Annotated in this window: 22 protein-coding genes and 1 pseudogene; 15 read left to right on the forward strand and 8 right to left on the reverse strand. The window is 71.1% G+C overall.

What is annotated here, in order from left to right; all coding sequences use genetic code 11:
• The first annotated feature begins 33 nt into the window (after positions 1-33).
• Positions 34-921, forward strand: a complete 888-nt coding sequence (locus ACFY1H_RS35095) for an RNA polymerase sigma-70 factor (protein ID WP_386953647.1) — start codon at positions 34-36, stop codon at positions 919-921.
• Positions 922-1,136: 215 nt separating this feature from the next.
• On the opposite strand, the pseudogene ACFY1H_RS35100 reads toward ACFY1H_RS35095, so the two are convergent.
• The 4 genes and pseudogenes from ACFY1H_RS35100 to ACFY1H_RS35115 form a co-directional block, all read right to left on the reverse strand.
• Positions 1,137-1,954, reverse strand: a pseudogene (locus ACFY1H_RS35100) (IS481 family transposase); the annotation flags it as partial.
• 294 nt (positions 1,955-2,248) lie between these two features.
• Positions 2,249-4,633 carry an ATP-binding cassette domain-containing protein gene (locus ACFY1H_RS35105; RefSeq protein ID WP_386953650.1) on the reverse strand — a complete coding sequence of 795 codons (2,385 nt, stop codon included), beginning with the start codon at positions 4,631-4,633 and terminating at the stop codon, positions 2,249-2,251.
• Between the two features lie 137 nt (positions 4,634-4,770).
• Positions 4,771-5,121, reverse strand: a complete 351-nt coding sequence (locus ACFY1H_RS35110; RefSeq protein ID WP_386953653.1) for a VOC family protein — start codon at positions 5,119-5,121, stop codon at positions 4,771-4,773.
• Between the two features lie 150 nt (positions 5,122-5,271).
• Positions 5,272-5,919: a GntR family transcriptional regulator gene (locus ACFY1H_RS35115; RefSeq protein WP_366578309.1), complete on the reverse strand. Its 648-nt coding sequence runs from the start codon at positions 5,917-5,919 to the stop codon at positions 5,272-5,274.
• 142 nt (positions 5,920-6,061) lie between these two features.
• Here ACFY1H_RS35115 and ACFY1H_RS35120 point away from each other — a divergent pair, with 142 nt between their 5' ends.
• Both ACFY1H_RS35120 and ACFY1H_RS35125 read left to right on the forward strand, forming a co-directional pair.
• On the forward strand, positions 6,062-6,970 hold the full coding sequence (locus ACFY1H_RS35120; RefSeq protein ID WP_386953656.1) for a hypothetical protein: 909 nt from the start codon (positions 6,062-6,064) through the stop codon (positions 6,968-6,970).
• 94 nt (positions 6,971-7,064) lie between these two features.
• A complete protein-coding gene (locus ACFY1H_RS35125) occupies positions 7,065-7,814 on the forward strand; it encodes an SDR family NAD(P)-dependent oxidoreductase (RefSeq protein WP_386953659.1) in 750 nt (249 codons plus the stop codon).
• Here ACFY1H_RS35125 and ACFY1H_RS35130 read toward each other — a convergent pair.
• Positions 7,789-8,328 (reverse strand): GNAT family N-acetyltransferase, encoded by a 540-nt coding sequence (locus tag ACFY1H_RS35130; RefSeq protein ID WP_386953662.1) that lies wholly within the window; start codon positions 8,326-8,328, stop codon positions 7,789-7,791. The two genes, ACFY1H_RS35125 and ACFY1H_RS35130, sit on opposite strands and share 26 nt — an antisense overlap.
• Positions 8,329-8,438: 110 nt before the next feature.
• Here ACFY1H_RS35130 and ACFY1H_RS35135 point away from each other — a divergent pair, with 110 nt between their 5' ends.
• Genes ACFY1H_RS35135 through ACFY1H_RS35145 form a run of 3 tightly spaced genes read left to right on the forward strand, consistent with a single transcriptional unit; the run spans position 8,439 to position 11,266 of the window.
• Positions 8,439-9,080, forward strand: a complete 642-nt coding sequence (locus ACFY1H_RS35135) for a GntR family transcriptional regulator (RefSeq protein WP_386953665.1) — start codon at positions 8,439-8,441, stop codon at positions 9,078-9,080.
• 15 nt (positions 9,081-9,095) lie between these two features.
• The gene (locus ACFY1H_RS35140) at positions 9,096-9,998 is read left to right on the forward strand and encodes an oxaloacetate decarboxylase (RefSeq protein WP_386953668.1); all 903 of its coding nucleotides are present in this window, start codon (positions 9,096-9,098) and stop codon (positions 9,996-9,998) included.
• A complete protein-coding gene (locus tag ACFY1H_RS35145; RefSeq protein WP_366578321.1) occupies positions 9,995-11,266 on the forward strand; it encodes an amidohydrolase family protein in 1,272 nt (423 codons plus the stop codon). The genes ACFY1H_RS35140 and ACFY1H_RS35145 overlap by 4 nt, the downstream gene beginning before the upstream one ends.
• 103 nt (positions 11,267-11,369) lie before the next feature.
• On the opposite strand, the gene ACFY1H_RS35150 is transcribed toward ACFY1H_RS35145, so the two are convergent.
• Positions 11,370-12,992 (reverse strand): class I adenylate-forming enzyme family protein, encoded by a 1,623-nt coding sequence (locus ACFY1H_RS35150; RefSeq protein WP_386953673.1) that lies wholly within the window; start codon positions 12,990-12,992, stop codon positions 11,370-11,372.
• 121 nt (positions 12,993-13,113) lie between these two features.
• On the opposite strand from ACFY1H_RS35150, the gene ACFY1H_RS35155 reads away from it, so the two are divergent.
• From ACFY1H_RS35155 to ACFY1H_RS35190, 8 genes are all read left to right on the forward strand, one after another.
• Positions 13,114-13,842 (forward strand): hypothetical protein, encoded by a 729-nt coding sequence (locus tag ACFY1H_RS35155; RefSeq protein WP_386953675.1) that lies wholly within the window; start codon positions 13,114-13,116, stop codon positions 13,840-13,842.
• Positions 13,843-13,960: 118 nt separating this feature from the next.
• On the forward strand, positions 13,961-14,539 hold the full coding sequence (locus ACFY1H_RS35160) for a TetR/AcrR family transcriptional regulator (RefSeq protein WP_366578327.1): 579 nt from the start codon (positions 13,961-13,963) through the stop codon (positions 14,537-14,539).
• A gap of 136 nt (positions 14,540-14,675) precedes the next feature.
• Positions 14,676-15,854 carry a thiolase family protein gene (locus tag ACFY1H_RS35165; RefSeq protein ID WP_386953678.1) on the forward strand — a complete coding sequence of 393 codons (1,179 nt, stop codon included), beginning with the start codon at positions 14,676-14,678 and terminating at the stop codon, positions 15,852-15,854.
• Between the two features lie 45 nt (positions 15,855-15,899).
• On the forward strand, positions 15,900-16,634 hold the full coding sequence (locus tag ACFY1H_RS35170; RefSeq protein ID WP_366578331.1) for an SDR family oxidoreductase: 735 nt from the start codon (positions 15,900-15,902) through the stop codon (positions 16,632-16,634).
• 59 nt (positions 16,635-16,693) lie between these two features.
• Positions 16,694-17,851, forward strand: coding sequence for an acyl-CoA dehydrogenase family protein (locus tag ACFY1H_RS35175; RefSeq protein WP_366578332.1), 1,158 nt, complete (start codon positions 16,694-16,696; stop codon positions 17,849-17,851).
• A gap of 65 nt (positions 17,852-17,916) precedes the next feature.
• Positions 17,917-18,348, forward strand: a complete 432-nt coding sequence (locus ACFY1H_RS35180; protein WP_366578334.1) for a nuclear transport factor 2 family protein — start codon at positions 17,917-17,919, stop codon at positions 18,346-18,348.
• A gap of 36 nt (positions 18,349-18,384) precedes the next feature.
• The gene (locus ACFY1H_RS35185; RefSeq protein WP_386953683.1) at positions 18,385-19,851 is read left to right on the forward strand and encodes a chloride channel protein; all 1,467 of its coding nucleotides are present in this window, start codon (positions 18,385-18,387) and stop codon (positions 19,849-19,851) included.
• A 13-nt stretch (positions 19,852-19,864) separates the two neighbouring features.
• On the forward strand, positions 19,865-20,443 hold the full coding sequence (locus tag ACFY1H_RS35190; RefSeq protein WP_386953686.1) for a TetR/AcrR family transcriptional regulator: 579 nt from the start codon (positions 19,865-19,867) through the stop codon (positions 20,441-20,443).
• Here the strand turns inward: ACFY1H_RS35190 and ACFY1H_RS35195 are convergent.
• Positions 20,426-21,058, reverse strand: a complete 633-nt coding sequence (locus tag ACFY1H_RS35195; protein WP_386953689.1) for a DUF2716 domain-containing protein — start codon at positions 21,056-21,058, stop codon at positions 20,426-20,428. The two genes, ACFY1H_RS35190 and ACFY1H_RS35195, sit on opposite strands and share 18 nt — an antisense overlap.
• On the opposite strand from ACFY1H_RS35195, the gene ACFY1H_RS35200 reads away from it, so the two are divergent.
• On the forward strand, positions 21,057-21,665 hold the full coding sequence (locus ACFY1H_RS35200; protein WP_386953692.1) for a class I SAM-dependent methyltransferase: 609 nt from the start codon (positions 21,057-21,059) through the stop codon (positions 21,663-21,665). The genes ACFY1H_RS35195 and ACFY1H_RS35200 overlap by 2 nt on opposite strands.
• Here the strand turns inward: ACFY1H_RS35200 and ACFY1H_RS35205 are convergent.
• A complete protein-coding gene (locus ACFY1H_RS35205) occupies positions 21,631-23,004 on the reverse strand; it encodes an MFS transporter (protein ID WP_366578344.1) in 1,374 nt (457 codons plus the stop codon). The two genes, ACFY1H_RS35200 and ACFY1H_RS35205, sit on opposite strands and share 35 nt — an antisense overlap.
• Between the last annotated feature and the right edge of the window lie 111 nt (positions 23,005-23,115).

A 23,115-nucleotide genomic window follows, 5' to 3' on the forward strand; every position in this document is an offset into this window, starting at 1 on the left:
GTCGCACACGTCGTCGGAAGGGCTGCCGGGGGTATGGAAGAGAGCGGAAGCGCCACTCTCGACGACGCGGCCGAGGTCTTCGCGCAGGTGCGCCCGCGGCTGTTCGGCATCGCGTACCGCATGCTCGGCAGCGCGGCCGACGCGGAGGACGTGCTGCAGGAGGTGTGGCTGCGCTGGCAGAAGGCCGACCGCTCGGTGGTCGAGAACCCGGCCGCCTACCTCGCGACCACGACCACGCGCCTGGCCATCAACGCCACGCGCACCGCGTACGCGCGGCGCGAGACCTACGTCGGGCCCTGGCTGCCCGAGCCCGTCGACACGACAGCCGACCCGCAGCTCGGCGCCGAGCGCACCGCCGCGCTGGAGGTCGCCGTGCTGATGCTGCTCGAGAAGCTCACGCCGACCGAGCGCGCCGCGTACGTGCTGCGCGAGGCGTTCGACTACCCGTACTCGCAGATCGCCGAGATCATCCAGACCACCGAGGTCACGGCGCGCCAGTACGTGAGCCGCGCCCGCAAGCACCTGGCCGCGGAGAAGCGCAAGCCGGTGAGCGAGGAGGAACGCAAGAAGCTGCTCACCGCGTTCCTCGCCGCCGCCCAGGCCGGCGACCTGCCGGCGCTGGAACAGCTCTTCGCCGCCGACGTGGTGAGCTACTCCGACGGCGGCGGCGTCGCCCGCGCCGCCCGCTCGGCGATCTTCGGCCCGGCCACGCTCGCCAAGGTCATCCGCGCCTACCAGCCGTTCTTCTGGACGGACGCCGACATCGTCTTCACCCACGTCAACGGCGACCTCGCCGCCGTCCTCAGCCGCAACGGCGCGGTGTACGGCGTCATCAGCTTCACCTCCACGGAAGACGGCATCGACAAGATCCTCTGGATGCTCAACCCCGGCAAGCTCACCGCCGCCCTGCCCGCGAACTGAGGCGCTGCAATGCGGCGCATCGCCCTCCTTGGCCGCAGCGGCGCGGGCAAGTCGACGTTCGCCGCACGCCTCGGCACGACCCTCGACGTGCCCGTGGTGGAGCTCGATGCGCTGTTCTCGGTCGCGCACCCCGTCGTTCTGGCTCGTGCGCCGCTAGCCGCCGGAGGCCGAGCCCGAGCGCATCCAGCTCTCCGCCGGACAGGCCCCCGCCCTCCCTAGGTGTTCTGTCCTGGGAGGTTGGGAACGCGGCTGGCCGGTGGGTGGCCGCCGAGTGCGGTGTGCCCGCGGTGGTGATTGTGGGTGTGGAGCCAGCCGGGGAGGGCGTCGCGGCGGGCGCGTTCGGAGGGGTAGGGCTGTTGTAGGCCCATTCGGCGAGCAGGGTGCGGTTGAAGCGTTCTACTTTCCCGTTTGCGCGGTAGGGGCGGGTGTGTGTGGATGATCCCGGCGTTGGTGAGCGTGTCGCGCCAGAGGCGTGATGTGTAGCAGGCGCCGTTGTCGCCGAGCACTGTCTGCACTGTGATTCCGTGGGTGGTGAAGAACAGTTGCGCGCGTTGCCAGAACGCGGCGGCGGTCTCTGTGCGCTCGTCGGGCAAGATCTCGCTGTAGGCCAGCCGCGAGTGATCGTCCACGGCGTTGTGTGGGTAGCTGTAGCCGACGTGGCTACGGCCGCGGGCGTCGAGGGTCTTGCCCGGTGTGCGGGTGCGGTGCCGGTGTCCGGCCTGACGGCCCACGGCCCGGTCCCCGCCCCCGTCAGGGATTCTGCCCAGTTTTTTGATGTCCACGGGCACGAGTTCGCCTGCTGCGGCGCGCTCGTAGCGGCGGATCGACCGGCTGTGGCCCGGTCGAGATGGTACAGGCGGGCCAGGCCGTAACGAGCCAGCACGCGGTGCACGGTGGAGGGCACCGGGCGCAGGAAGAACGCGATCCGGGCCGGCCCCCAGCGCCGCAGCACACGGACCTTCACGATCCGTCGCTCGGTGCGGGTCGGGGGGCTGGAACGCGGCCGGGAAGGCCGGTCGGGCCTGCCCGCTTCCAGCGTATCGGCCCGCACCGACAGAATCGGGTGGTCGAGCTGGCCAGAGGCCGGATCATCCACAACTCGCGTTGCTTGTGGACAACAACCCTGACCTGCGGTTCATCAGCTCGGTGCGGTCTGCGGTGTCACCTACACGGGCGCTGTTCAGCACTCCGTCAAGCACATCTGGCAGGGCTCCCCCCGCGGCCGCGCTGCCCGTCATCGAGGCCACGTTCGCCGAGCACACCGCCACGCAACCGTGCACCGGCTCAGGAACCCCCGCACTGCCGAAAGGTTCCTGAGCCGCTCGGCTCACGCACCGACGTAGTCCGCCAAATGCTCCCCAGTCAGCGTGGCGCGCTTCGCGACGAGGTCGGCCGGCGTGCCCTCGAAGACCACGCGGCCGCCGTCGTGGCCGGCGCCCGGGCCGAGGTCGATGATCCAGTCGGCGTGGGCCATCACGGCTTGGTGGTGTTCGATGACGATGACCGACTTGCCGGCGTCGACGAGGCGGTCCAGGAGGCCGAGCAGCTGGTCGACGTCGGCCAGGTGGAGGCCGGCGGTCGGCTCGTCGAGGACGTAGACGCCGCCGTCGGTGCCCATGTTCGTGGCGAGCTTGATGCGCTGGCGCTCGCCGCCCGAGAGGGTGGTGAGGGGCTGGCCCAGCGTGAGGTAGCCGAGGCCGACGTCGGCCAGGCGCTGCAGGATCTTGTGCGCCGCCGGGATCTTGGCCTCGCCGTCGGCGAAGAAGTCCACGGCCTCGGCCACCGGCATCGTGAGGACCTCGCTGATGTCGCGGCCGCCGAACCGGTATTCGAGCACCGAAGCCTGGAACCGCTTGCCCTCGCACACCTCGCACGGCGTGGCGACGCCGGCCATCATCGCGAGGTCGGTGTAGACGACACCCGCGCCGTTGCAGTTCGGGCACGCGCCCTCGGAGTTGGCGCTGAACAGGGCCGGCTTCACGCCGTTGGCCTTCGCGAAGGCCTTGCGGATCGGCTCCAGCAGGCCGGTGTAGGTGGCCGGGTTGCTGCGCCGCGACCCGCGGATCGCACCCTGGTCCACGGTCACCACGTCGGGGCCGCCGGACACCGAGCCGTGGATGAGGGAGCTCTTGCCCGAACCGGCCACGCCGGTGACGACCACGAGTACGCCGAGCGGGATGTCGACGTCCACGTCCTGCAGGTTGTGCGTGCTCGCGCCGCGCACCTCGAGGGCGCCCGACGGCGTGCGCACCGACGGCTTCAGCTTCGCGCGGTCGTCCAGGTGGCGGCCGGTGCGGGTGCCGGACTTGCGCAGGCCCTCGACACTGCCCTCGTACACGACCTCGCCGCCGCCGCTGCCCGCGTCGGGGCCGAGGTCGACGACGTGGTCGCCGATCGCGATCGTCTCCGGCTTGTGCTCCACCACGAGCACCGTGTTGCCCTTGTCGCGCAGCTGCTGCAGCAGGCCGTTCATGCGCTGGATGTCGTGCGGGTGCAGGCCGATGCTCGGCTCGTCGAACACGTAGGTCACGTCGGTCAGCGACGAGCCGAGGTGACGGATCATCTTGGTGCGCTGCGCCTCGCCGCCCGAGAGCGTGCCCGACGGCCGGTCGAGCGAGAGGTAACCGAGCCCGATCTCGACGAACGAGTCGAGCGTGTGCCGCAGCGACGCCAGCAGGGGAGCGACCGACGGTTCCTTCAGCCCGCTCACCCACTCGGCCAGGTCGTTGATCTGCATCGCGCACGCATCGGCGATGGACAGCTTGCCGATCTTCGACGAACGCGCCTCCGCCGACAGGCGCGTGCCCTCGCACTCCGGGCAGACGGTGAACGTGACCGCCCGCTCCACGAACGCGCGGATGTGCGGCTGCATCGCGTCGACGTCCTTGGACAGGAACGACTTCTGGATCGCGGGCACGAGTCCCGAGTAGGTGAGGTTGATGCCCTCGACCTTGATCTTCGTCGGTTCCTTGTACACCAGGTCGTTCAGCTCTTTTTTCGTGAACTTCCTGATCGGCTTGTCCGCGTCGAAGAAGCCGCTGCCGCGGAAGATCCGGCCGTACCAGCCCTCCATGCTGTAGCCGGGGATGGTGATGGCGCCTTCGTTGAGCGACTTGTTCTCGTCGTAGAGCGCGGTGAGGTCGATGTCGTTGACCTTGCCGCGGCCCTCGCACCGCGGGCACATGCCGCCGGTGATGCTGAAGGTGCGGCGCTCCTTCACCGTCCGCCCGGCGCGTTCGAACGTCACCGCGCCACCGCCGCTGATCGACGCGACGTTGAAGGAAAACGCCTGCGGCGAACCGATGTACGGCTTGCCGAGCCGGCTGAAGAGGATCCGCAGCATCGCGTTGGCGTCGGTCGCGGTGCCCACAGTGGACCGCGGGTCGGCGCCCATGCGCTCCTGGTCCACGATGATCGCCGTCGTGAGGCCTTCGAGCACGTCGACGTCCGGCCGGGCGAGCGTGGGCATGAAGCCCTGAACGAACGCGCTGTAGGTCTCGTTGATCAGCCGCTGCGACTCCGCCGCGATCGTGCCGAAGACCAGCGAGCTCTTGCCCGAGCCGGACACACCGGTGAACACGGTCAGGCGGCGTTTCGGCAGCTCGACGCTGACGTCCTTCAGATTGTTCACGCGCGCGCCGTGCACGCGGATCACGTCGTGGCTGTCGGCGCCCTGCGGCGCGGACGAGGGCTTGGCCTTCGCCGTGGTCATCGGGTCTCCCTCTGCTGGGACGCGGGCCGCGCGTGCGGCGTCGACGGGGTCGGTGGAGCGGCTGGCGTCGATTCAACCAGCTCGGGCGGGATGCTCGTGGCCGATCGGCCGCCCGCTCGCCCGGAGCGGGCGGCGGTTCAGCGGTCCTGGAGCAGGCCCAGCACGTTGCCGTCCGGGTCGGTGACGGTGGCGACGAGCCGCCCGCCGCCGACGTTCTTCGGCTCCTCCCGCACCACGGCGCCCGCCGCGGTCACCTCGGCCAGCTTCGCCTCGATGTCGTCGACGTGCCAGTAGGCCACGGGCGAGGGCGCGGCCTGCGGGCCGCCGTTCGGCACGAGGCCGATGTGCTGGCCGGCGGTGTCGAACCCGACGTAGTACTCGCTGTCGGCCTGCGGCGTGATCCCGAGCAGCGCGGTGTAGACCTCCTTGGCCTTGCTCAGGTCGGAGACGGAGTGCAGCACGGTCTTGATGCCTTGCGTGGTGGACATTGTGGCTCCCGGTGTTTGTCGGTTCGACTGCGTGTCTTCGACGCTAACCGGGGCGGCCGCGTGAGCGCTTCTCGATTCCTGCTCGGTTCGCCCCGTGACGGTGCGTCGTCGGCTGTGGACGGTGCGTGGACCGGCCACAGTGGACGCGCGTCAGAGGCCCCTCACGAGCGTTTCGTGGGTCGCTTCGAGGTGGGCGGCGAGGCGGCCGGCCGCCAGGTCGGCATCGCGGGCGAGCACGGCGTCGAGCAGGCCGCGGTGCTCGGCGTCGACGTCACGTTCGCCGTCCGGCTCCGCGACGGACCAGCGGCGGTAGAGCTCACCCTTGTCGCGCAGCCGGTACGCCATCGCGAGGATGCGCTGGTTGCGGCAGCCTTCGAGCAGCGCGGTGTGGAACGCGCCGTGGGCCTTGCCGGCCGCGACCGAGGACCGCGGGTCGTCCGTGCGCGGCGTGACGAGCAGCAGGTGGTGGGCGCCGACCACGCGCGCCTCCCACGCCGCGTCGCCCTCGCGCACCGAATGTTTCAACGCGAGCGTCTCGATCTCCAGCCGGGCCTCGGTGAGGTCGCGCAGGTCCGCCTCCGACAGCGCCGCGACGCGGAAGCCCTGCATCGGCCGCTCCTGCACCAGGTCGCGCTCGGCCAGGCGCAGCAGGCTCTCGCGCGCGACGCCGACGCTGCACTCGAAGCGTTTGCACAGCTCCGCCGTGCGCAGCGGCGAGCCCGGTTCGCGCGCGCCGGAGAGGATCTCCTCGCGCAGGCTCAGGTACACGCGCTCGTTGCGGGTCTCCTTGTCGGGCACCCGTCCATTCTACGAATGTTCGAGCCTGGAGCCGGCTTCGCCGCGCTCGTCCGTTCGGGTCATCATTCGAGTATTGGATATATATTCGAATATCTGACGTAGCCTGGATCTTGACCGACCACGAGGAAGGAACGGATCACCCATGACCGTCCAGGCTGACTCCCGGACCTACGACTTCGACGCGAACGTGGCGGGCCCCGTGCTCGGCATCCCGCCGCTGAGCGTGCCGGCGTTCGACGCGCCCGAGCTCACCCCGCTGCGCAAGCCACTGGGCGACGCGACCGTCGGGCTGCTCGTCACGTGCGGCGCCTACTACCCGGACCAGAAGCGGCTGGAGCAGCGCAGCGACCTGTCCTACCGCCTGCTGCCGCGCGAGCGTGACCTGTCCGAGGTGCTGTTCGCGCACATGACGCCGATCCGGGCGTTCGCGCTGGCCGACGCGAACGTCGCCTACCCCCGCGACACGATGCTCGACCTCGAGCGCGCGGGCGTGATCGGCCGCTACGCCGACCGCGCCGTGTCGATGGTCGGCTCGATCTCGCAGTACGACGAGCTCGCCACCGAGACCGCGCCGAGGATCGTGGACGAGTTCACCGCGATGGGGGTGGACCTCGTGCTGGTCGTGCCATTCTGTCCGCAGTGCCACGTCGCCGGCGGGGTCCTGGCGCGCGCGATCGAACGTCGGGGCTTGCCGACCACCAGCCTCACGACGCTGCACCGCGCGGCCTCGGCGGTCAAAGCCCCGCGCGCGACGTTCCTCGATTTCCCGCTCGGTTGTCCCGGTGGCCGGCCCCGCGAGGTCGAGCAGCAACGCGCCATCGTCCGCGCCGCGCTGGAGACGGGTGCGGCCGTGGACCCGGCCGGGCCGTGGTCGCTGCGCCGGCTGCCGTTCCGCTGGGCGGCCGACGGCAACCGGGACTGGGAAACGCTGGTGACCGACCTGTACCGCGTCGACAACGAGATCCGGGGGAGTGTGCGGGCGAACCTCAACGCACACGTCATGTCGCTGGCGGGGCAGGAGAAAGAGTTCACGATTCGCTGCGCCTGCTGAGGTCTGTCCTTTGCGGACTAATCGTCGCGTTGAAGACTTCCCATACCCCGGCCCGCTTGACCTGGAGCGCGCACCAGCTCCTAGCGTCGGTGCGATGGAGTCGAGGGTGCTCGTGACAGGTGCGACCAGCGGCCTCGGGCTGGCGATGGCGACCGCGCTCGCCGGAGCCGGGGCGGGTGTCGCGGTGAGCGGACGGTCGGGGGAGCGGGCGCGCGAGGTCGCCGCCGGGCTGCCGGGGGCGTTCGGGGTCGAGCTGGACGTGCGTGACGACGCGTCGGTGGCGCGAGCCGTCGCGGAGGTGTGGGAGCGGCTCGGCGGGATCGACCTGCTGGTCAACAACGCCGGGCTCGGCATGCGCACGGTCAACCCGCGGTTCATGACCGAGCCGCGCGGGTTCTGGCGAGTCCCGGTCAAGGGTTTCCGCGAGGTGGTGGAGACGAACCTGACGGGCTACTTCCTGGTGGCCCGCGAGGCGACGCCGCGGATGCTGGCCGCGGGTGGCGGGCGGATCGTGAACATCGCGGTGAGCGAGGCGACCATGAGCCGGGCCGGGTTCGTGCCCTACGGGCCGTCGCGCGCGGGCAGCGAATCGCTGTCCCGCGTGATGGCGGCGGACCTGCGCGGCACCGGCGTCACGGTGAACCTGCTGCTGCCCGGCGGCGCGACCGTCACGGGCATGCTGCCGGACGCGCCCGCCGGTCACCGGTTCCTCGAGCCGGAGGTGATGGCGCCGCCCATCGTGTGGCTGGCCTCGCCCGAGGCGGCCGGGGTGCACGACGAGCGCATCGTCGCCGCCGGGTTCGAGCAGTGGCTGCGGGTCAGGCGCGAAACTGCGCCGGAGTGAACGAGAAGACGGCGTACTCCCGGTCCGCGTGCGTGAAGTCGCCGACGTGCTTCATGCCGAGGTGCGTGTGCACGGCCAGCGACTTCTCGTTGGCGCGCTCCACGAACAGCACGCCCGCGCGGTAGCCGGCGAGGTGCTCGGCCACGGAGGCGAGCAGCAGCCGCACCACGCCCTGGCCGCGGTGGGCCGGCGCGACCGTGACAGGGCCGTAAAGGAACACGCCCTCGGTCAGGCCTGCGGCGCGCGCGACCTCGACCGTGCGGCCGGGCGGGCCGCCGCCGGCGGACTCGGCCGGTGACGTCAGCGCGACGCCGGCCGGTTCGCCGACGTCCTCCGCGAGGAAGACGCCGCTGGTGGTCTCGAACGGGACGAGTTTGCCGGCGTCGAAGCTGCCCTGCACGAAGCCCTGCGCGGCGCGTTCCTCAGGGCTCAGGTCGAGGCCGCGGGCGCCGTCGAGCAGCGCGAGGATCGCCGGGCGGTCGGCGGGTCCGGACTTGCGCACCAAGATCGTCACGACTCCACCCTAACGAGCGTGACCAGAGCCACGCGACGATAGTGTCGCTTACATTGTTGACAATCCAGGCGACACGTTCGTACAGTGGAGGGCAGCACGAAGGGACGGCCATGAAGAGCGAAGAGGTCGAGCTGCACCTGCGGGAGCGGCTGTTGCGCGGGGATTTCACACCGGGCAGCCGGCTGCCGGAGGTGAAGCTGGCCGCCGAGCTCGGCACCACCCGCAACGCCGTCCGGTCGGCCCTGCTGGCGCTCGAGTCGCGCAAGCTGGTGGAGCGGATCCCCAACGTCGGCACCGTCGTGGCGAAGGTCGACTTCGATCGCCTGGAGGAGATCTACGACGTCCTCGAGGTGCTGGAAGGTCTCGCCGCCCGGCTCGCGGCGCAGCACGCCGAACCGCAGGACTGGACGGCGCTTCAGGAGCTCTTCGCACCGAGCCGGCTCGACGACGCCGCCGCCAGTGGTGACCTCGAGACGTTCCTCGCGGCCATCGACTCCTACCGCGACACCGTGATCCGCTTGGCGGGCCAGGATTTCCTCGCCGAAACCCTCGCCGGCATCCAGGACCAGGCGCACCTGCTGCGCCGCCGGATCCTGATGACCCCGGGCCGGATGGAGGAGAGCCTCGCCGAGCACCGCGCCATCATCGAAGCCCTCGTGCGCGGTGACGCCGGCGGGGCCGAAGAGCTCAAGCGCCACAACATGAAAACCGCCCGCAAGCGGTTGCGCCGCTACCGCGATTTCCTCGTCTGAGGAGAAGGAAGTTCGATGCCGAACACACCGCACGAGCGCAGGAAGGCGTTCAAAGCCCTCCTCACCGGAACCGGGCCGCTGGTGCTGCCCGGAGCGTACGACGCGTTCAGTGCCCGCCTCGTCGAAAAGGCCGGGTACCCCGCGACCTACCTGGGCAGTTTCGCCGCCGCCGCCTCGGCGTTCGGGCTGCCGGACGTCGGGCTCCTGACGCTGAACGAGATCGCCGAGCAGGCGCGCCGCGTCGTCGACGCCGTCGGCATCCCCGTGCTCGCCGACGCGGAGAACGGCTTCTACGACGCCCCGAACGTCTGGCGCGCCGTGAAAGTCTTCGAAGACGCCGGTGTGGCCGGCGTGCACATCGAGGACAACCTGGGCGGCAAGCACACGTCGATGCCCGCCGGGCTGCTTTCGGTGGAGCAGATGGCGAACAAGGTGCGCGCGGCGGTCGACGCCCGCACCGACCCCGACTTCCTCGTGATCGCGCGCTCCGACGCGGCGTGGGTCGAGCACGACCTCGAAGGCTGCGTCCGCCGGCTCGAAGCCTACGCCGCGGCCGGCGCGGACCTGGTGTTCGCGCCGGCGATCCCGGCGACCGACCTCGAGCGCGTGCGGGACCGGATTCCGGTGCCGGTCATGGTGCCCGGAGATCTGCTCGACGTGCCGGGTTCGGACGAGCCGTCCAGCACGATCGCGCAGTACGGCGAGGCCGGCGCCGACGTGGTTCTGCTGTGGTACACGGTGATCGGGGCCGCGTCGAAGAACGTCACGGCGGTGCTCGACGCGCTGCGGGAAGGTGAGGACGTCGCCGCGGTGAAGCACCTCGTCACCGAGCAGCACGCGTTCGAAGCCGCCATGGGCTACGACGAGTACGAACAGCGCAGTGCACGGTACGCGAGCGGACAGGAGACGCGGGCGTGAGCGACGCGACTGTCTACACGGGAGCGCGCCTGATCACCGGCGAGCAGGTGCTCGACGACGCGGTGCTGGTCGTTCGCGACGGGGTGATCCGGCAGGTCGGCACCGACCTCACCGCTGAGGGCACCGTGGTTTCCTTGCGGGGGAAGACGGTGATCCCGGCGATCGTGAACCCGCACGGCCACATCGGGTACATGCGCGGCACCACGTCGGACGCGGGCTTCTACTCGCGTGCCAACGTCGTCGACCACCTGCACCGGCTCGCGTACTACGGCGTCAGCACGTTCCAGTCGCTCGGCACCGACCGCGACGACACCGAACTCGCCGTCCGTGACGAGCAGCGCGCGGGCACGCTCGGCGAGCGCGACGTCGCGCAGCTGTTCACCGCGGGCGCCGGGATCGTCGCGCCGACGCCGGGCGACACCAACGGCGGGCCGTTCTTCGCCGCCGACGCCGTGCACGAGGCGACCGGCCCCGACGAGGTGCGCGCGTTCGTGCGCGGGCTCGCCGCGAAGCGGGTCGACGCCGTGAAGTTCTGGCTCGACAGCCGCCACGGCACCAAGGAGAAGCTCGGGCCGGAGATCTACGAGGCCGTGATCGACGAGGCGCATGCCCACGGCATCACGGTCGCCGCGCACATCTACACGCTCGACGAGGCGAAGGCCGTCATCCGCGCGGGCGCGGACATCATCGCGCACCTGCCGCGCACGGGGACCGACGACGAGCTCATCGCGCTGCTGAAGGACCACAACGTCGCGGTGTTCACCTCGATGGCCATCCAGCGCCCGCCGGGTGAGGGCTGGCTGGACGAGCCCGCGTTCGCGGACATCCTCCCGCGCGACGCGGTGGAGGCCCTGCGCGCGACGATCCGCGAGAAGGCGCCGGAACCGCTGTTCGACACCGCAGCGGCCTACCGCGGCATGGAGAAGACGCTCGTCGCCCTGGCCGACGCGGGCGTGCGGCTGGTGTTCTCCGCCGACACGGGCCTGCTCGCGCAGATCATCGGCTTCGCCGAGCACCGGGAGCTGGAGGCCCTGGTGGCGGCCGGGTTGCCGCCGCTGGCGGCGCTGCGGCTGGCCACGGAGGTGTCGGCCGAGCTGCTGGGGCTGGCCGACCGCGGTTCGCTCGCGGTGGGCAAGCGGGCGGACTTCGTCGTCCTGGACGAGGATCCGCTGCGGGACATCACGGCGACCCGGCGGATCGCCGACGTGTACCTCGAAGGCGTTCGCGTCGACCGGGAAGGGCTGCGCAAGGCCTGGCAGAACGCCTGAGCCCACCGTCCGCGGAAGGCCGGTACCCCGACGCGGGTACCGGCCTTCCGCTGTGGACGATCCCTTGTGGACGGCGTGTGCCGCGGCACTCCGTCCACTGTGGTCAGCCGCCGACCTTGCGGTCGCTGTCCGCCCAGTAGCGGTCTCGAAGCCGGCGCCGCATGATCTTGCCCGAACCGGTCTTGGGCAGCTCGTCGACGAACTCGACCGAACGAGGTTTCTTGTAGCCGGCCAGGTGTTGCGCGCACGCGGCGATCACGTCGTCGGCCGTCACCGTGAACCCGGCGCGAGCCACCACGATCGCTTTCAACGCCTCGCCCCATGTCTCGTCCGGCACGCCGACCACGGCGACTTCCGAGACGCCCGCCACGGTCGACACGACGTTCTCGATCTCCGTCGGGTAGACGTTGAACCCGCCGGTGACCACCATGTCCTTCTTGCGGTCCACCAGGTACAGGTAGCCCTCGTCGTCGAAGCGGCCGAGGTCGCCGGTGCCGGCCCAGCCGTCCGGGCCGAGCATCGCGGCCGTCGCGTCGGGCCGGTGCCAGTAGCCCATCATCGCCTGGTCGCCGCGCACGGTGATCTCGCCGATCTCGCCGTGGCCCACCTCGGCGCCGGTGTCGTCGACGAGCTTGACCTCCACGAACGGGCTGACCCGGCCCGCCGACGCCAGCCGCGCCGGGATCCCGCCGGCCGGGTCGAACGCGTGGTCACGGGCGGAGAGGCACGCGATCGGGATCGGCAGCTCACTCAGGCCGTAGAACTGCACGAACACGTCACCGAACACCGCGCGGGCGCGGGCGAGCCGGTCCGGGGCGATCGGCGAACCCGCGTACACCACGGAGTGCAGCGAGGTGTAGTCGCCGGGCCGCTGCTCGGCGGCGAGGACGAGCAGGTTCAGCATCGTCGGCACCATCGGGAGCACGGTCACGTGGTGGGATTCGATCAGGTCCAACACCACCGCGGGATCGAACTTGGCGCACGTGAGGTGCGTGGCGCCGCGCACGAAGTACGCGGGCGCCACGTAGCCGCTCAGGTGGCTCAGCGGCGCGACGTGCAGCACGAGGTCGTCGTCGGCCGCCGGGGGCAGTTCGAGGAGTTCGTTGCGCACCATGGCCGCCCAGGCGGCGTGGCTGAGCGTGGCGCCCTTGGGCAGGCCGGTCGTGCCGCTCGTGTAGAGGATCGCCGCGGGATCGCCGGCGTCGGGCTTCACCGGTCGCGCGGGTTCGGCCGCGCGCAGTTCGTCCAGCGTCGTGTCGCCCGGGCCGCCGGCGACCGTGACGACGACCCGGAGGTGGGGGAGCTCGGCGCGCATCCCGGCCAGCTGCCCGGCCCACGCGGCATCGGCGAACACCACGGACGCCGCGCAGTCGTTGAGGATGTGGACGACTTCACGCACGTGCAGACGCGTGCTGAGCGCGGTGCGCACGAGTCCGCCGGCGAACAGGGCGTGTTCGGATTCGAAGAACTCGAGTCCGTTTCCCACCAACAGCACGCCGCGGTCACCTCGGCGCAGACCGAGCGCGGCGAGCCCGCCCACGATGCGGTGCACCCGGTCGCCGAGCTCGCGGTAGGTGAGCGCGGTGCCGCCGTCGCGCACGGCGACGCGCGAGCCGAACTGGCGGTAGGCCCGTTCGTAGAGCTCCGCGATCGTGACCCGCGCGCAAACCGGCCGGTGCACCAACCCGTCTTCGCCGGGCGTCCGCGTGGCTGACCTGTCGAGCATCGTCGCCCAACCTCCTTTGCCGAGCACGATCCTTGGACCGATCGGTCTGAGCACTTCTCCTGGTAGGGGATTATGCTTGTACCGATCGGTATAAACAAGGGTCGTTGGGTACGCTCACTTCATGAGCGACCCTGACCTGCACTTCTACTTCGACCCCGTCTGCCCCTTCGCCTGGATGACGAGCAAGTGGGTACGCACCGTCGCGCGGCTGAAGCAGTACGACGTCGAATGGCGGTTCATCTCGTTGCGCCTGCTCAACTCGCACATCGACTACGAGGCGCATTTCCCGCCGGAGTACGAGGAATCGCACACCTCGGGCCTGAAGCTGCTGCGCGTGGCCGCGCGGATCCGCCGCGAGCACGGGCCCGGGCCGATCGGCGCGTTCTACGAGAAGCTGGGGCAGGAGACGTTCGAGCAGGACGCCGTCCCCGGGGGCACGGCCGCGGCCGTGCACCGCGGCGTGCGCGACCTCGCGACCACGGCGCTCGACGCGTGCGGGCTCCCGCACGACTACGCCGACGCGCTCGAGGACGACACCTGGGACGCCGTGATCCAGGCGGAGACCGACGTCGCCCTGACGCTGACGGGCAAGGACGTCGGCACGCCGATCCTGCACTTCGAGCCGCCGCGCGGCACCGCGCTGTTCGGCCCGGTGATCAGCCGGCTGCCCTCCGACGACGAGGCGGTCGAGCTGTGGGACCACGTCGTGGCGCTGTCGCGGTTCCCGGGTTTCGCCGAGCTCAAGCGCAGCCTGCGCGAGCGGCCGCAGCTGCCGGCGTTCGGCGTCAGCGCCGGTGAAACCGGCAAGCAGGAGGACTGGCACGGCGGGAGCCGCCGGCAGAAGAAGTGAGACGCCGGCCGCGCGGCCGGCCGACGTGCCGGGACCTCGCCCTTGCGCCAGGGCGAGGTCGCCGGCGGATATCCTTGGAACGTTCGGTCCACACGGGGTGAAGGCGGGCGTCGGCGAGATGACGGTGACGGGATTCGAGGCGAACCGGGCTCGCGTGATCGGCATCGCGGCCGAGCTGTTCGCGCGAAACGGTTACCACGGCACCGGCATCGCCGAGCTGGGTACCGCTGCCGGCCTCGGGCGGGGCGCGCTGTACCACTACATCGGCAGCAAAGAAGCCGTGCTCTACTCTATCAGCAAAGAGCAGGTCGACTCCATGAACGCCTACGCCGAGCAATTGCTCGACGAGGACCTCGGCGCCGAGGAGCTGCTGCGGCGCATGGCCCGCGGGCTGCTGCGCAACATCGCCGAGCACCGCTCGGAGTGGGCCGTGTTCTTCCGCGAGTACACGGCGCTGACCGGCGAGTGGCGCGACCACGTGATCACCGCGCGCGAACGCTATGAAGGCTACTGGCGCCAGGCGCTGGACAACGGCGTGCGCGCCAAGGTGCTGCGCCAGACCCCGCGCCTGCTCGTGAAGGGCATCCTCGGCATGCTCAACTACACCTACCTCTGGTACGAGCCCGACGGTGAGCTGACGCCGGACGAGGTCGCCGACATGTTCCTCGACGCGTTGATCGAGGGCATCCGCGCCTGACCCGGGCACATTCGCCTCGGTTCCCGTTTTCCCGATTCGATTCCCGTTGCGGGCTGTCGCGTGCCTGAATCCTTGTACCGACCGGTCCATACAGGTATGGTCCCCGGTGATCCAACGCCGGACTCCGGGAGGACCCATGACTTCACCACGCGACGCGGTGGTCGTCGACGTGCTGCGCACCCCCGTCGGCAAGGGGAAGCCGGGTGGCGCGCTCTCGCACGTCCACCCCGTGAACCTGCTGGCCGACGTCCTCGCCGGCCTCGTCGCGCGCAACGACCTGGACCCCGCGCTCGTCGACGACGTGATCGGCGGTTGCGTGACCAAGGCGGGCGAGCAGGCCGTGAACCCGGCGCGCAGTGCCGTGTTCGCCGCCGGGTTCCCGCAGTCGGTGCCCGCGACCACGGTCGACCGTCAGTGCGGCTCGAGCCAGCAGGCCGTGCACTTCGCCGCGCACGCGATCCAGGCCGGCGCGGCCGACGTCGTGATCGCGTGCGGCGTGGAGTCGATGTCGCGCGTGCCGATGCACTCCGACACCCAGGGCACCGACCACCTCGGCTCGCGCGTGGCCGAGCGGTTCCCCGGCGGTCTCGTCGGGCAGGGGATCTCCGCCGAGCTGATCTGCGCGCGGTGGGGGCTCAGCCGTGACGAGCTGGACGCGTTCTCCGCGGAATCCCACCGCCGCGCCGCCGAATCGCAGGCGGTGTTCGCACCGGACCTGATCACGGTCGCCGAGGCGCCGGAGCTCACGGCCGACGAGACCGTCCGCCCGTCGACCACAGTGGCCGGTCTGGCCGGTCTGCGGCCGTCCTTCGTGGACGAAGCCGCCGCGAGCCGGTTCCCCGGGATCGACTGGAAGATCACGCCGGGCAACTCGTCGCCGCTGTCCGACGGCGCGGCCGGCGTGCTGCTGATGAGCGCGGCCAAGGCCGAGGCGCTGGGGTGCACCCCACGCGCCCGGATCCACACGACGGCCGTGGTCGGCGACGATCCGATCCTCATGCTCATGGGTGTCGTGCCCGCCACGCACGCCGTGCTCGCGCGGGCGGGGCTGACCGTCCGCGACATCGACCTGTTCGAGGTCAACGAGGCGTTCGCGCCGGTGCCGCTGGCCTGGTTGCGCGAGACCGAAGCCGAGCCCGAGCGGCTCAACGTGCACGGGGGAGCGATCGCGCTCGGCCACCCGCTGGGCGCGAGCGGCGCCCGGATCCTGACCACCCTCGTCGGCGCGCTCGAACACCGCGGCGCCCGCTACGGGCTGCAGACGATGTGCGAGTGGGGCGGCATGGCCAACGCCACGATCGTCGAGCGGCTCTGACCTTCGTCACAGTTATTCGTACAGACCGATCGGTACAATCATTTCATGAATGCAGAAGACGTCAGGGTCGCGCTGGTAACCGGTGCCTCGCGGGGGATCGGCGAGGGCATCGCGCGGCAGTTGCTCGACCGGGGGCTGCGGGTCGCGGGCACGTACCGCTCCGGTGGGGACCGTGTCGCGAAGCTGGCCGCGGACGCGCCTGGCCGGGTGCTGCCGGTGGCGTTCGACCTCGCCGCGCCCGACACGGCCGAATCGGTCGTCGGGCAGGTCTGCGGGCAGTGGGGCCGGCTCGACTCGCTCGTGCTCAACGCCGCGGTGTGGCAGGGTGGCAAGCTCGCCCGCGCCGACCCCGGCGACTGGTGGCGCGTGATCGAGGAGAACCTGCGCAGCACGGCCGCACTGGTGCGTGCCGCGATCCCTTGGCTGGCCGGCGGTTCGAACCCCAGCGTGGTGCTCGTCGGGTCCGCCGTCGGAACGGTCGGCTTCGCCGGCGACACCGCGTACGCGAGCGTGAAGGCCGCCGCGGTGGGCTTTGCCCGCTCGCTCGCGAAAGAGCTTGCGCCCCAAGGCGTGCGCGTGAACGTGCTGGCGCCCGGGTTCGTCGAGACCGACATGACCGCCGCGATCCCCGGCGGGGCGCGGCAGAAGATCGCCGACGCCACCGTGCTCGGCCGCTTCGGCACCGTGGAGGAGATCGCCCGCGCCGCGGTGTTCCTCGCCGAGGACGCCACCTTCTGCACGGGCGCGGTACTCGCCGCCGACGGCGGCTGGACCTTGTGAATCCGTGACCGTGAACCCAAGCCCGCGAAATCCAAGCCTGTGAAACCGAGGAGGACCCGATGAACACTGGCCTGCCCGAGGACGACTACCGCAAGCTGCGCGACGCCGTCTTCGCCACGATCTGGGACGAGCTCGACCCTCTGGAGCACCGGATCGAGGACACCGAGAAGATCCCCTACGACGTGGTGCTGCCGGCGCTGCGCGCGTGCGGCGCCTTCGGCCTGATCGTGCCGCGCGAGTACGGCGGTTCCGGCCTGTCGATCGCGCAGTACCTGCCGATCCTCGCCGAGTTCGCCAAGATCCAGGGCGGGATCCGGGCGATCGTGCACGTCCACAACTCGTTCGCCCACGCGCTGTCGGAGATCGGGAGCGCCGCGCAGAAGAACGAGATCCTGCCGGGTGCGGCGACGGGGGAGAAGTCGCTCGCCTTCGCGCTCACCGAACCCGGCAACGGGACCGGCGCCGATCTGTCCACTGTGGCGCGTCGCGAAGGTGACGAGTACGTGCTGAACGGGCGCAAGTGGCTCATCACCAACTCGGACATCGCGTCGCACTTCCTGGTGTTCGCGAAGACGTCCGAGGTGGACGTTTCCGCGCTCGTCGTGCCGCGGGACGCGCCCGGGTTCACCATCGCGCCGCTGCCGGAGACCATGGGCTGCAAGGGCGCCGAGCACGGTGAGCTCACGTTCACCGACGTACGGGTGCCCGCGTCGGCGCTCGTGGGCGCCGAAGGCGAGGGTGGTGCGCACCTGGAGCGGGCACTGGAGGTGAGCCGGGTGTTCATCGCGGCGTCTTCGCTCGGCACGGCGACGCGGGCGCTCGAGCTTTCGGTGAAGTACTCGCAGGAACGGGTGACGTTCGGCAAGCCGATCGCGTCACGGCAGGCGATCCAGCGCTACCTCGCCGAGATGGCGGCGGATGTGTACGCGCTGCGCGGCATGCTGGCCGATGCCGCGGCGAAGTGGGACGCCGGCCGGCGGATCCCGGCCGAGTCTTCGCTGCTGAAGCAGTTCGGGCTGGAGGCCGTCGGGCGCGTCACCGACCGGGCGCTGCTGGTGCACGGCGGCATCGGCTACACGCGCAAGTACCCGATCGAGCGGTTGTACCGCGACGCCCGCCTCAACTGGCTGGAGGAAGGCACGCCGACGATCCAGTACCTGGTCGCCGCGCGGGAACTGCTCGACGGCTACCGGTTCGCCGACGCGTTCGCCGGCTAGCTCTCGGTGTGGTCCTGCTCGCAAAGGGGCTCGGTGAGGCCGTCCCGGAGCTATCTTTGACAGCAATGTCAAACATGACTCTGGAGGTCACCGTGCCGAACTCGGCGGAGCTGGTCGAATCGTTCTGGAACGAGGTCTGGAACGCGCACAACCCGGATGCGGCCGACGATTTCGTGGTCGAGGACTTCGTGATCACGAACGCGGGCGTGCGCATCGAGGGCCGCGAGAACTTCAAGGCGTGGATCGGCGCGTTCCTCGAGCAGGTGCACGACCTGGAGCTGGAGATCGTCGAAACGTTCCAGAACCACGACGGCAGCCGCGTCGCCTCGCGGTGGAACGTGCACGGGCGCAACAACGGCGTGCTCGGGTCCGAACCGGACGGTCGCCCGATCTCGTTCAGCGGCACCGCCGTGTGGGAGATCGAGGACGGCAAGCTGGTGCACAACCACGTCGAGCGGGCTTCGTACGAGCTGCACCAGCGCCTGAACGCGGCCTGACGCGTGCGCTCGGGCCCGCTGCTCTCGAGGGCCGCCTTGTCCGGCTCCACCGGCCTGTCCGGCGTCGTTGCTCGGGCCGGCTCGGCGGCTCTGTTCGGCTCGGCTGCCCTCGCCGGCGCGGTCGCCGGAGTCGCGGCTGTCGCGTTCGGACAGACGGTGGGCGCGCTCCGGTCGCTGGTGGCCGGTGCGCCGCCCGCCGTCGTCGTGCTCGCGCCGGTCGCCGGCGCGCTGCTGTGCGTGGTGGTGGTGCGCTTCGTACCGGACGCCGGTGGCGGCGGGATTCCCCAGGTGCGCCAGGCGTTCGCGGGCTCGCCGGTCCGCGGCCGCGTCGCCGGCGCCAAAGCGCTGGCCTCCGGCACGATGCTCGGCTCCGGCGGTTCGGGCGGCGCGGAGGGCCCGGTCGTCCACATCTCGGCCGCACTGGGCTCCACTTTGGCCCGCGTGCTGCGGCTACCTCCCGCTTCCCTGCGCCCTGTCGCGGCCGCCGCCGTCGCCGGCGGCGTCGCCGCTTCGTTCGGCGCGCCGCTGGCCGGCGTGGTGCTCGTGGCCGAGGTCCTCCTCGAGGCCCTCGGCGGCGCGGAGCTCGCCGCCGTAGCCCTCGGCTCGGCCTCCGGCGCCCTCACGGGCTGGGCACTGCCTGGCGAACCGCTGCGGCTACCGGACGTGGACGTGGCCGGGTCCCCGTTCGGCGGTGTGGTGGCGGGACTGTTCGGCGTGGTGCTGGCGTGGTCGCTGTACGCGGGCGCGACTTGGCCCGGCTGGGCCCGCAGTGCGGCCGGCTCACGGCGAGGTGGCTCGGGCGAGGGCCGGTTTGCTGATGCCTCGCACCGGAGTGCATTGGGTAGGTCCGACGTCGTCGTCGGTGGCTCTCGCTCGGGCGAGGCTCGTGTCGCCCGGGGTGCCGTTCAGCCGGGTTGGGCGCGCGCGGCGTGGCGCTGGCTGCGGATCCGCGCGGGTGCTGGTCCGGCCGATGAAGTCGCCGGTAGCTCGGGTGGGGCCGGGGGTGTCGCGGATTCCGCCCGGCCGGGCCGGCTCAGGACTCTCGTCACCTGGGCCTGTTCTGGCTGGGTTCGCGCTGTCGTTGGCGGGGTGGCCGTCGGGCTGCTCGTGCTTGTGGCGCCCGGTGTCGCCGGCGTCGGGCAGCCCGGGGCCGCCGCGGGTGGCGTGAGTGCGTTGCTGGCGCTGGCGGTCGTGAAGGTCGTCGCGACGGGGGTGACCGTCGGGGCGGGCGGGGTGGTCGGGACGATCGGGCCGGCGTTGTTCGTCGGGGCGACCGTGGGTTCGGCCCTGCCCATCGCGGGCGGCGCGGCGGCGGGAATGGCCGCGTGCCTGGCCGCGGCGTCGAGGGCCCCGGCGACGGCCGTCGTGCTCGCGGTCGAGCTGAGCGGGCTCGACCTGCTGCCGCCGATCCTGCTGGCGGCGGCGCTGGGGTGGCTGGCCGGGCTGCTCACGCGGCACGGCGTCTTCGACGTCCCGCAGCGGACTAGGCTGGCCGGCGGGTAGGGAAAGGGGTGCCATGGCGGGCGTACGCCAGTTCGACGAGCGCGAGGCTCTCTCGCGCGCCCTCGACGTCTTCACCGACCGCGGCTTCCGCGCCACGTCGATGCTCGACCTGGCCGCCGGCACCGGCGTCCAGCGCGGCTCCCTGTACAACGCCTACGGCGGCAAGGAAGAAATCTTCCTGCGCGCCTTCGGCGAATACACGGCCGGCTTCCTCGCCGGCGCCTCCGCGGCGCTCGATCGGCCGACAAAACGCGCGGCCCTCCTGTCCTTCTTCGACTACTGCATCACGACCTTCACCGCCGGCACCCCCGCCCACGGCTGCCTCTCCACCCGCACCGCCATCGAAGCCGCCACGGAGTCGCCCCGCGCGGAATCCGCTGTGCGCGCCCTGCTGGACGAGCTGGAAACCTTGGTGTACAAGAAACTGTCCACTCTGGACGACGGCGTCGAGTCCCTTGTGGACCTCCACGCCGCCGCCCGGCTCGTGGTCAGCACCACGCGCGGCCTCGCGGTCATGGAACGGGTGCGGTACGAGCCGGGTGAGCTGCGGGAGATCGCGGAAACGCTGGTGACGTCACTGTTCGGTCACTGAGCCGGGGTCCACGGTCTGCCCGTCACGGCGGAGCAGGGGGCCGAGAATCCTGCGGTTCAGCTCGGTGGCCGCTTGCACGGCGGTTTCACCGAAGAAACACAGGCTTCGCTCGTGGTGGTTGCCGACGATGCCGAACGACAGGTCCTTCGACACGAAGATCAGGTAATCCCCGTTGGGGTAGTGGGTGTACTCCCAGCCATCGAGATCCGTGATGTCCGTAACTCGGTGCGGCCGGTACTGGGTCGACGGGTGCACGGAGTCGTGCCAGAACACCGAGTCCCAGTATTCGGTGCAGGCGCGCAGGACGTCGCACACGAGTTGCGCGACCGGCTGCATCGGTGCTGAGCCGAGGGCCCAGCACAACGACGGCGCCGGTTCCCTGATCGCCGGCCAGGACGCCGGATCTGGGCCGCGCCGGAAGCCGTATTCGGTGGCGAACTCGTTCCACAGTTCGCCCTGGACCTCCCCGTCGAGTTCGACCCACGCGAATTCCGGCACGGCCGGGAGTCTATCGGGAATCGCGAAGGACTTTGCCGTTCCGGCAAAGGAGCTTGCCGAGGAGATCGCGCGCGCGGCAGATTGGTGGCCGGACGTCGTGACGAAGGCGAGGCACATGAATACAGAGTCCTGGGACGAGATGTACCGCGGCCGCGCGCAGGTGTTCAGCGGGGAGCCCAACGGGGTGCTCGTGGCGGAGGCCGCGGGGCTGGCGCCGGGGGAGGCGCTGGACGTCGGGTGCGGGGAGGGGGCCGACGCGGTGTGGCTGGCGCGCCGGGGGTGGCGGGTGACGGCGGTGGACGTGGCGGAGACGGCGTTGCGGCGGGGCGCGGCGGCAGCACACGGCTCCGACGTCGCCGGGCGGGTGGCGTGGACGCGGGCCGATCTGAGCACCACCGCGTTGCCGGCCGGGGTGTTCGATCTCGTGTCGGTGCAGTACTTCCCCTTGCGGCACCAGCCGGAGCACGAGGCGCTGAACCGGTTGCTCGCGTCGGTCGCGCCCGGGGGCACGCTGCTCGTCGCCGGGCATGACCCCGGCGACGAGGGCGTGGACTACGCCGACTACTACCGGCCCGACGAGATCGCGGGGCTCCTCGACGGCTGGACGATCCTGGTCCACGAGTCGCGGCCCCGGACCAGGCCCGGGCCGGAAGGCACCCACCACACCCGCGACGTAGTCCTGCGCGCGGTCAACTCCGCCGGGGAGCCAGCAACAGCGCCGTGAACGTGATCGCGCACGCCACCACGATGTACAGCGCGATCACCCACGAACCGCCGAAGCCGGCGAACAACGCGGCCGCGATGAACGGCGCCGGGCCGCTGGTGATCAAGCCGCCGACCTGGTAGGCGACCGAGACGCCCGTGTAGCGGTGTTCCGCGCCGAAGAGCTCGGCGAGGAAACCCGCCATGGCGCTGTAGGTACTGGCGTGGCCGAGGGTCGCGAGCAGGAACATCGCGAGCAGCACCGCGCCCGGCGCGCCCGTGTCGAGGAGCCAGAAGAACGGGAACGCGACGGCGGCCGAGTACACCGCGCCGCCGAGGAGGACGTTGCGGCGGCCGATGCGGTCGGCGAGCATGGCGAACAACGGCACGGCCGCGATGTCGACGAGGGAAGCCACGATGAGGCAGGTCAACACCGTGCCCCGGGACACGCCCGCCGCGTTCGGGCCGTACGACAGCACGAAAACGCTCGCGATGTAGAACGGGATGTTCGTCCCCGCCTGCGCGAAGATCCCCACGAGCACCGCGCGCAAGGACCGCCGCAGGGTGTCCCGCAAGGGAAACGTGGGCACGTCGGCGCGCTTGAACTCCGGCGACTCCTCGAGCCGCGACCGCACGTACAGCCCGACGAGGATGAGCACCGCGCTCGCCAGGAACGGCAGGCGCCAGCCCCAGCTCAGCAGCTGGTCCTTCGGCAGCTGCTGCACCGCGAGGAACGCCGACGCCGACAGCACGAGACCCGCGGGCACCCCCGCCTGCGGCCAGCTGCCGTAGAACGCGCGCCGGTGCGGCGGGGCGTGCTCGACGGCCATCAGCACCGCGCCGCCCCACTCGCCGCCGACGGCGAAGCCCTGCAGCAGCCGTACGAGCACCAGCAGGATCGGTGCCGCGACGCCGATCTGGCCGTACGTCGGCAACAAGCCGATCGCGACCGTGCCGCCGCCCATGAGCAGCAACGACAGGAACAGCATCCGCTTGCGACCGATCCGGTCGCCGAAGTGGCCGAACACGATGCCGCCGAGCGGGCGCGCCACGAAGGCGACCCCGAACGTCGCGAAGGCCGCCAGGGTGCCGGCCAGCGGGTTGAGCGTGGGGAAGAACTGGCCGTTGAAGACGAGCGTCGCCGCCGAGCCGAAGAGGAAGAAGTCATACCACTCGATGGCGGTGCCGATGAAACTCGCGAACGCCACGCGCGCGGGTCTGATCCGCGTCGCCTGCTGCTGCTCGACAACCACAACTACCTCCAGCGTCATCGGGGGAGACGGCACGCGAACGGCGTGCCGGTGGCGGCCGCCGCGGGTCCCGGGACCCGCGGCGGGCGGACCCAGGCCGGCGATCTTCACGCCCGTGACCTGGGATGTTTCGCGGAACTATAGCCGTACCGACCGATCGGTACAAGACCTCGCGAGCTGTGAGGCAACGCGCGCGCCGCGTCCGGCGCGGCCTGCCGTCCG

Source organism: Amycolatopsis sp. NPDC001319, from assembly GCF_042896185.1.
Taxonomy (GTDB): domain Bacteria; phylum Actinomycetota; class Actinomycetes; order Mycobacteriales; family Pseudonocardiaceae; genus Amycolatopsis.

Bases quoted from the DNA above. Each gene is read 5' to 3' on its own strand.
- ACFY1H_RS35110 (WP_386953653.1), bottom strand. From the start codon at position 5,121: ATGTCCACCACGCAAGGCATCAAGACCGTGCTGCACTCCGTCTCCGAC.
- ACFY1H_RS35190 (WP_386953686.1), top strand. From the start codon at position 19,865: ATGGCGGGCGTACGCCAGTTCGACGAGCGCGAGGCTCTCTCGCGCGCC.
- ACFY1H_RS35160 (WP_366578327.1), top strand. From the start codon at position 13,961: ATGACGGTGACGGGATTCGAGGCGAACCGGGCTCGCGTGATCGGCATC.
- ACFY1H_RS35140 (WP_386953668.1), top strand. From the start codon at position 9,096: ATGCCGAACACACCGCACGAGCGCAGGAAGGCGTTCAAAGCCCTCCTC.
- ACFY1H_RS35155 (WP_386953675.1), top strand. From the start codon at position 13,114: ATGAGCGACCCTGACCTGCACTTCTACTTCGACCCCGTCTGCCCCTTC.
- ACFY1H_RS35195 (WP_386953689.1), bottom strand. From the start codon at position 21,058: ATGTGCCTCGCCTTCGTCACGACGTCCGGCCACCAATCTGCCGCGCGC.
- ACFY1H_RS35180 (WP_366578334.1), top strand. From the start codon at position 17,917: ATGTCAAACATGACTCTGGAGGTCACCGTGCCGAACTCGGCGGAGCTG.
- ACFY1H_RS35200 (WP_386953692.1), top strand. From the start codon at position 21,057: ATGAATACAGAGTCCTGGGACGAGATGTACCGCGGCCGCGCGCAGGTG.
- ACFY1H_RS35125 (WP_386953659.1), top strand. From the start codon at position 7,065: ATGGAGTCGAGGGTGCTCGTGACAGGTGCGACCAGCGGCCTCGGGCTG.
- ACFY1H_RS35105 (WP_386953650.1), bottom strand. From the start codon at position 4,633: ATGACCACGGCGAAGGCCAAGCCCTCGTCCGCGCCGCAGGGCGCCGAC.
- ACFY1H_RS35175 (WP_366578332.1), top strand. From the start codon at position 16,694: ATGAACACTGGCCTGCCCGAGGACGACTACCGCAAGCTGCGCGACGCC.
- ACFY1H_RS35095 (WP_386953647.1), top strand. From the start codon at position 34: ATGGAAGAGAGCGGAAGCGCCACTCTCGACGACGCGGCCGAGGTCTTC.
- ACFY1H_RS35150 (WP_386953673.1), bottom strand. From the start codon at position 12,992: ATGCTCGACAGGTCAGCCACGCGGACGCCCGGCGAAGACGGGTTGGTG.
- ACFY1H_RS35135 (WP_386953665.1), top strand. From the start codon at position 8,439: ATGAAGAGCGAAGAGGTCGAGCTGCACCTGCGGGAGCGGCTGTTGCGC.
- ACFY1H_RS35120 (WP_386953656.1), top strand. From the start codon at position 6,062: ATGACCGTCCAGGCTGACTCCCGGACCTACGACTTCGACGCGAACGTG.
- ACFY1H_RS35170 (WP_366578331.1), top strand. From the start codon at position 15,900: ATGAATGCAGAAGACGTCAGGGTCGCGCTGGTAACCGGTGCCTCGCGG.
- ACFY1H_RS35165 (WP_386953678.1), top strand. From the start codon at position 14,676: ATGACTTCACCACGCGACGCGGTGGTCGTCGACGTGCTGCGCACCCCC.